Below are 1,621 nucleotides of genomic sequence, written 5' to 3'. Positions count from 1 at the left end.
CACCCCCGCTCACGCGGGTAGTACACTAAAAAACAACCTAAAAATGCACATTATCGCTTTAAAAAACTTTTAAATTTATTTAGTTTTTATCAGTTTAATTTTAGATGAATTCGAGTGTGTTTATAAAAAATAAAAATCAGGAGGAAAAATGGAAACAAATTTATCAAAGTATTTAAGAGCAAGAAGACCTATAATTTGGGTACACAGTGGAGATTACAAGGAAGTTGACACAATTGTGAAGGAAGCGACTAAAGAATATGAAAATAAGGCAATTTTTTATGAAAGTTTGGATGTGGGCAGAAATCACGGAATTAGTGAAAATTATGATGAAATACAGCCAGTTGACTACATTATCTGCAATTTTGACACAATAAATTATTTGAAAAGTGAAAAAGAATTTTTGAAATTTATTGAGAAATGTGGGAAAAATTTGAAAAAAGGCGGATATTTAATTTTTGACGCTGTGACGGAAGATATTTTTGAGGAAATATTTGAAAATGATATATTTCTAGATGAAGAACCTGAATATACGAGTATTTGGCGGCATGAACAGTTAAGTGAGAAAAAACATCTAGTAGAAATTGACTTGTTTATCCGTGAAAATGAAAATGATAACTTATTCAGAAAATACAACGAAGTACAGCATAAATTTATTTACGAGCCTGAATGGATTGTGGAAACTGTTCAAAATAATGGTTTTGAAGTATTTGATACTGCTTCTAATCCTGAATTTGGGGAAAGCAGAATATTTTTTGTACTAAAAAAATTATAGATTTTACTGATTTTATGAATTAAAAATTTGAATAAAAGTGTAAAAGGAAGTTATATTATGGAATTAGAAGACAAAAAAGAAATCTTAGAAAATGAAAATAAAATAGTTGACAACGAGAAAACTTCACAAGAGGAAGAAAAACGAAAACAAAAGATTTTTGAAATAGAAAAAAAATTAGGCAGACATAATAATGAAAAAGAATTAAAAAATAGAAAAAACAGTAAATTAATGAAATATTTTGCTCTTGCAACAAATATGGTTTATATTTTGGCGTTACCAATATTAATTATGCTAGGCTTTTATTTACTTTTAAAAAAATATCTGTTCAAAACGGATCAGCCACTTGTCCTAATCGTTTTCTTGATAATAGGAGCAATTTCTGGCTATTGGTCACTTATAAAGCAGGTAAATAATATAAAATAATTATATATTTTGAAAGGAATAAAAATGTTGGAAAAAATGCCGCAAAACATAAAAAAAGCATACACTATTTCTATTTTTATTGCGATACTTCTCCTTTTTCTAGGAATAATTTTTAACTATGTAGAACTTTATTTTGGATATTTAGTTGGAGCAATAATTTCTACTATAAATATAAATTTACTTGTAAATGGAGTGCATAATATTTTATACTTTCAAGACAAGGGAAAATTACGTGGAAATGTTGAATATTTGAAAAGAATGTTAATATTTTGTGTGGGAATGTTTATAGTTGGGAAAGTAAGCCAGAAATATTTTGAAAGCCATGTACTGACAAATCTTCTGGCAACCGGAACTGGATCATTGAATTTTAAAATTTCATATTTTCTATGTTACTGGACTGAAAAATTATTTAAAAAATAATTTTAT

Annotated in this window: 3 protein-coding genes; all 3 read left to right on the top strand. The window is 27.1% G+C overall.

Going from position 1 to position 1,621, the window contains the following annotated elements; translation table 11 throughout:
• Window positions 1-148 precede the first annotated feature (148 nt).
• From Q0370_RS07795 to Q0370_RS07785, 3 genes are read left to right on the top strand one after another with little or no spacing between them, the layout of a single operon-like run.
• Window positions 149-772 (top strand): class I SAM-dependent methyltransferase, encoded by a 624-nt coding sequence (locus Q0370_RS07795; RefSeq protein ID WP_299574261.1) that lies wholly within the window; start codon window positions 149-151, stop codon window positions 770-772.
• 57 nt (window positions 773-829) lie between these two features.
• On the top strand, window positions 830-1,195 hold the full coding sequence (locus tag Q0370_RS07790) for an AtpZ/AtpI family protein (RefSeq protein WP_299574259.1): 366 nt from the start codon (window positions 830-832) through the stop codon (window positions 1,193-1,195).
• 24 nt (window positions 1,196-1,219) lie between these two features.
• Window positions 1,220-1,615: a hypothetical protein gene (locus tag Q0370_RS07785; protein WP_299574257.1), complete on the top strand. Its 396-nt coding sequence runs from the start codon at window positions 1,220-1,222 to the stop codon at window positions 1,613-1,615.
• Window positions 1,616-1,621: the final 6 nt, after the last annotated feature.

The organism is uncultured Leptotrichia sp., assembly GCF_938036635.1.
GTDB classification, from domain to species: Bacteria; Fusobacteriota; Fusobacteriia; order Fusobacteriales; family Leptotrichiaceae; genus Leptotrichia; species Leptotrichia hongkongensis.
Note: the sequence above shows the minus strand (reverse complement) of the source record. Positions and strands in the feature narration are given on the sequence as shown.

Bases quoted from the DNA above. Each gene is read 5' to 3' on its own strand.
- Q0370_RS07795 (WP_299574261.1), top strand. From the start codon at position 149: ATGGAAACAAATTTATCAAAGTATTTAAGAGCAAGAAGACCTATAATT.
- Q0370_RS07790 (WP_299574259.1), top strand. From the start codon at position 830: ATGGAATTAGAAGACAAAAAAGAAATCTTAGAAAATGAAAATAAAATA.
- Q0370_RS07785 (WP_299574257.1), top strand. From the start codon at position 1,220: ATGTTGGAAAAAATGCCGCAAAACATAAAAAAAGCATACACTATTTCT.